The organism is Vibrio sp. 10N.222.54.A3 (assembly GCF_041474095.1).
Taxonomy (GTDB): domain Bacteria; phylum Pseudomonadota; class Gammaproteobacteria; order Enterobacterales; family Vibrionaceae; genus Vibrio; species Vibrio crassostreae_C.
In genome coordinates this window covers 1-6,382 of sequence record NZ_JBFRTN010000100.1, presented here as the reverse complement: position 1 = coordinate 6,382, position 6,382 = coordinate 1, and the positions used below count along the sequence as shown (strand labels likewise).

Below are 6,382 nucleotides of genomic sequence, written 5' to 3'. Positions count from 1 at the left end.
ATGCATTCACACCGGATTCAATTATTGGTGCCAACGGCAACCTAAACATCGACGCCCATGGCCATTGGACATTCACCGCCAACAGCGCGTTTAATCAATTGAATGTCGGCGATAAAGTCGAAGAGACCTTCACGGTATCGTCGGTTGATGGCACAGCGTCAACGATCAAAGTGACGATTAATGGCACTAACGATGCAGCGACAGTCAGTACCGCAACAGTCAGTGTGGATGAGACTGATAAAGCGGTAACGACATCAGGCACGTTAACCAGTACCGATGTTGATAATCCTGATAACACATTTACGCCAGACTCCATTGTTGGAGCTAATGGCGACCTAACTATTGATGCTAATGGGCATTGGGTGTTCACCGCCAACAGCGCATTTAATCAATTAAACGTCGGCGATAAAGTAGAAGAAACCTTCACTGTCACTTCCGTTGATGGCACACCTTCGACCATCAAAGTCACGATTAACGGCACTAACGACGCCGCTACTGTCAGCAGTGCGACCGTTGCCATCGATGAAACCGACAAAGCGGTAACGACTTCAGGAACATTGACCAGTACCGACGTGGATAATCCAGATAACGCATTCACACCGGATTCGATTACTGGCACCAACGGCAACCTCACCATTGGTGCTAATGGCCAATGGACATTCACCGCCAACAGTGCGTTTAATCAATTGAACGTCGGCGATAAAGTCGAAGAGACCTTTACTGTCTCGTCTATTGATGGCACACCGTCGACCATCAAAGTGACGATTAATGGTACCAATGACCGCCCTACTATCTCAGGTACCTCAAGTGGCGCGGTGATCGAACAGGGCTTGAACACGGCAGGAAACCCCGATGCGACAGGGAGCTTAATCGCGACTGATATAGATAAGTCCGACACCGTTACGTGGGCAATCAATCAACCCCAAGGTCAATGGGGAACGCTGTCGATTGATCAGCATGGTCATTGGCACTATCAGCTAGACAATTCAACCGGCGGTGCCGCGGATAAACTCGCGGCTGGTGAACATCAGTCTGAATCATTCTGGATCACCGCTACCGATTCAACAGGAGCGACAGTCCCTCATAAAGTCGTTATCGATGTGCAAGGCAGCAACGACAAACCAATTGTCAGTGCGTGGACTCAGCTTCCTGCGGGTAAAGAGGATCAACCCGTAACCATCAAGGCTTCTGACTTGCTAACACATGCAAGCGATGTGGATAGTAGCGATGTATTGCACGTGACAAATTTGCAAGCGACACACGGTAGCCTGACTGATAATAAAGATGGCACTTATACCTTCACGCCAGATAAAGATTTCAATGGTGAGATTCGACTCACCTATGATGTGGTTGACGGCCATGGGGGCAGCGTCAGCACTCAAGCTAAGTTTGATCTTATCGCAACTCCAGATAACGCGATTATTACCGACGCACAAGCCAATGCAGACTTACGGGGAGTAACTGAAGATCGCGGCTATATAGATACCCACTACCAACTGCATTACGACGGCAGATTAAACATCCAAGACCCTGATAAGGGAGAGGCACAGTTTGATCCGAATATAGGCTCACAAACCTATCAAGGTATTGGCTACGACACCAAACTGGGTGGGCACATACTGCTCATGCGCGACGGTCACTACACCTATACCCTCGACAACCGCAATATACAGAACTTAGCGCAAGGTGAAGTTAAACACGATTCAGCCATTATACGCTCAGCAGATGGTACAACACACACGATAGAGCTAACGGTTCATGGTACCAACGATGCCCCAACCATCAATGCTCAGTCCCACTCAGTGACTGAAGGTGGAAGCGTTCTAAATGGACAAATGGTTGGCCAAGATATTGATACCGGTGCGGCCTTGACTTACAGCGCACCGCAGATTGATGGCTTGGTGGTTAATCCGGACGGCAGTTATAGCTTCGATCCTGCTCACTCTAGCTATCAATCGTTAGCATCAGGTGTCACGAAGACATTGACTGTTCCAGTAACAGTCACAGACGAGCATAATGCGAGCAGCACTCAAAACCTCTCAATAACGATTACAGGGGTTAATAATTCTGCCGTTATCGGCGGTGTCTATACTGGAGATGTTCATGAAGGGCATACCTATACAGCACCAGATGGTACAATGTCTGGTGGCTACGTCGATGATCGCTCACCAGATCATATGCATGGAAACATCGGCAAATTATGGAACGACGAAATACACACTGATGGTCACCTGAACATTGTTGATCCAGACTCCGGTGAAAGCCATGCCCAAACCGGCGTTTATTACGGCACTCATGGTCGTGTCATACTTCAGAGTAACGGAGATTGGAGCTACTACGCTTCCATAGGCCAAGACGCAACAGGTAGAAAGATTGATCACCTCGGCCAAGGTGAATCGATAACGGATACTGTCACCGTCAAATCGGCTGATGGCACCACTCACGATATTGTTGTCACCGTTCATGGCGATAACGACCGTCCGTATTGTTCTGGTGAAGTGCAACTGAACAGCGGTAAAGAAGATCTTGCTCAAACCATCACAGCAACCGAGCTAATCGCTAATACTGTTGACGTAGACGCCAACGATGCAGGTAAGCTCACTATCGCTAATTTGCATGCTGACCATGGCTCGATTCAAGACAATCACGATGGAACCTTCACCTTCACTCCAAGCCACAATTACAACGGCAGCGTCCACTTCACCTACGATGTGAAAGACGCGCATGGTGGTACAACACACACTGGCGCATCAACGACGCTCTCGGCTGTTGGCGATAAAGCCCAAATCGCTGGCGTTGATACTGGTTCAATAACCGAAAACAGCGCGGGTGTCGACATGTCACCCGACTATGCTCACTCAGGCATCGCCACACTTGGCAATACAACACTCTATGCTGATGGCAAGCTGACCATCACAGACCCCGATGTAGGCGAGTCAGGATTTGAACGCCAAGGCAGCAATGGTTACGACTATCACGGCACCTATGGCGATCTAATCTTACTCACCGATGGCACCTGGCATTACCATGCCGATGCTGGGCATCTATCAGGTATAGGTGCTAGACCCACAACGCGTGGCACTGCAATTGACCAACTTGGTGAAGGGCAAAGCTTAACCGATACGATTACAGTCCATTCAAAAGATGGTACAACACACGATATTGTCATCACCATTCACGGCAGTAACGACAGACCTTACTGTTCATCTGAAGTGGTGCTTGCAAATGGCAGTGAAGATACACGCCAAACCTTAACCACCGCGCAACTATTAGCGAATACCGTCGATGTGGATGCCAATGACGCCGGTAAACTAACCATTGAAAACCTGCATGCTGACCATGGCTCTATTCTAAACAATGCCGATGGTACGTTTACGTTTACCCCAGAAAAAGACTACAACGGCGCGGTGCACTTTAGCTATGACGTCAAAGATGCACACGGTGGTGTAACACACACCGGCGCAACCACCAACTTAGCTGCGGTTAACGACAACCCTGATGTGACGCCTTTAACCGACAGTGTCAGTGAGGGGGCCGATAATCATCACACCCTCAATCTGCTAGTAGGTGCCACAGACAAAGACGGCGACGCTTTAACCATCAGTCACCTTGAATATGCCATCGATGGTCAACCTCAGTCGGGCCAACTTCCAACGGGCATTACCTTAGATACTGATGGTCATACATTAATTGTTGATGCCACCAATCCCGCATTTAACCATTTGGCCAATGGTCAGTCGCAACAAATCGCTATCACTTATCAAGTAGAAGATGGCCATGGTGGAAGTACGCAACAAACCGCCACGCTTACGATTGCCGGGACAGATGATAAAGCCACACTGGTTTCTAATGTCATTCAGCTCACTGAAACACAAGCGCTGGATAGCGAATTTAAATTCTATAGAGGCCAGCTTCAGCTAATTGACCCTGATAGTGGTGATAACACTCAGTTTGTTTTTAGCGGGAAGTATTTAGGCCAAGGGTTTGAGCCTGGTCACCTTGATGTTTGGCCTAATGGCACTTATCAATTCAGATTAGAAGCTGTTACCAATCGTCATGCGGACGATCTCATTGGTAGCCTACATGCTGGCGAGTCGATGGAGCTCCCCTACGAAATCGAAACCAATGATGGTCAAAAGCTCACCATTATGGTGAAGGTGACCGGTGAAGATAACCAAGCAAAAATTGAAGTAACGCCCTACTCCAGCCTCAATAATCATGTTTACGAAGATCACACTTCCTTTGGCAATACCACTAATCAGCTCAGCAGTGGCGGCACGTTACACGTGATTGACCCCGATCACGACCAAGCCGGTTTTATTGCACAAACCATCACCACCGCCGAAGGTGGTCGGTTCAATATCAACGCAAAGGGCCATTGGTCATACGATATTGACAATGATAAAGTCCAACATTTAGGCGCAGGGGAAAGCTTCCAGAAAACCTTTACCGTTGAATCTATTGATGGCAGTGCTAAAAAAGATATCACAGTGACCGTTCATGGCACCAATGATGCGCCAATTGCCTCGGCTGAAGTGCGTTTAGCGAATGGCTTAGAAGATAGCAAAATTGTCCTCACCCCAGCACTGCTACTTGCTAACACAACTGATATCGATGATAACGATATTGGCAAATTATCCATTGAGAACCTACACGCCGACCATGGTTCGATATTAATTAATGGCGATGGCACCTTTACCTTTACGCCAGAAAAAGACTATAACGGCGATGTCCATTTTAGCTATGACGTCAAAGATGCCCACGGTGGTGTGACCCACACCGGTGCATCAACAACACTCTCGGCAGTTGGCGATGCTGCGATCTTCGCCGGAGATAAAAGCGGTCAAATAACAGAAGATCGCCACGTACAAGGTGATGCCCAACATACGATATTTGTCACTGGCGTGTTGAATGTTATCGATCCTGATGCCGGTGAAGATCATTTTTACGACACTCGTAATGCCCATGCGATCAGTGATCCCTATGGCGGTCATCTGACCATTGGAAAAGCCGGTGATTGGGCTTATTCGGTTCCCAATGCCAATATTCAGCACTTAGCGGCAGGGCAAGTCGAGCAGGTTCAATATGAAGTAACGACCGCTGGTGGTGATAAACAAATTATTACCATCAATGTGCATGGCACTAATGATAAACCAACAGTTTCTGAAGTTATCGTAGGTGCACATAACATTGATGAAGATGCTGCAAATGCGACCTCTGGGCAAATTATTATCAGCGATGTTGATCATAGCGATCAACATTCTGTCAGTATTGATAGCCAACATCAGCCACAGTATGGTTCTGTTACCTATAATAGCAATACACAAACTTGGGTCTACACACTTAATAACAGCAATAGCCATGTTAATGCTTTAAATAATGGTGAACAATTGACCGATAAGTTTTCTCTATTAGTCGATGATGGACACGGGGGCATTACAACTCAAGAAGTTGAAATGCGCATTGATGGACACAGCGATGTTCCACCAATGCCAACCCTAGTTGCCCCTGCAAAAATTACCGGCAGTGCAGGCAATCAGGACCTGCATGCCTCAATCGGAATTCCTCCAATTATTCACCAAGGAACGCCTACGCCAATGACAGGCTGGGGAATATCAGATCACCACGGACACTCTCTCACTGCATTACACGGTCAATTTGGTACTTTGCATGTCAATCCTGCAACCGGAGAGTTGAGTTACGATTACCAACAAACTTCATCAGGCGTCGTTAAGACACATACAGGAGGCTCTTACGGTAGTGGTACAGACGAAACCGACTCGTTTGTTTTAACCCTAGGAGGCGCTCAAAACTCACAAGTCGCGGTGCACCTACATTTGCACTCGCAATCCGTCCATGGAAACAGCGGACATCACATTGACCAAACCACACTAACTGGCATGGATTTATCGCCAATCGCTCCACCACCTCCTCCAGCACCCGGCATGAGCCAAGCGGATGAACCGGATGCCTCTTTCAGCACCCCTGATGAAGTTACTCTTAATTTTGATGAGGTGACGGCAAACCTAGAACATACAGCGATAGGCGAACACGAACAGCGTTCTGGTGCCCATGCTTACCTAGACGCTCTGGGTATTAATGCTGACTCGCCGTCTATAGATTCACCGTCACACAATGTACCAGTAGCGCATGATATCGATATCATTTTCAGTGATGCCGAGAGTGCTTATGGGGCTGAGCAAACTGACGATGGTATGAGTGATGGGCTGTCTCACCATACCGATAACCCATCTATTGATGATTCTTTACACCATCATAATGACGTTGACGGACTGCCTGACATAGACCCAAATAACTAGAACATCACCCCTTCGGTTAGATAAAAAAAGGAGCACGGCATGTTAATGCCGTTCACTTAAGA

At 47.7% G+C, this 6,382-nt stretch carries 1 protein-coding gene; it reads left to right on the top strand.

Annotated features, from left to right (window positions below; translation table 11 throughout):
• A partial coding sequence (locus tag AB4507_RS19215) for a VCBS domain-containing protein (protein ID WP_372183122.1) occupies positions 1-6,320 on the top strand: 6,320 nt, incomplete at its 5' end.
• Positions 6,321-6,382 lie beyond the last annotated feature (62 nt).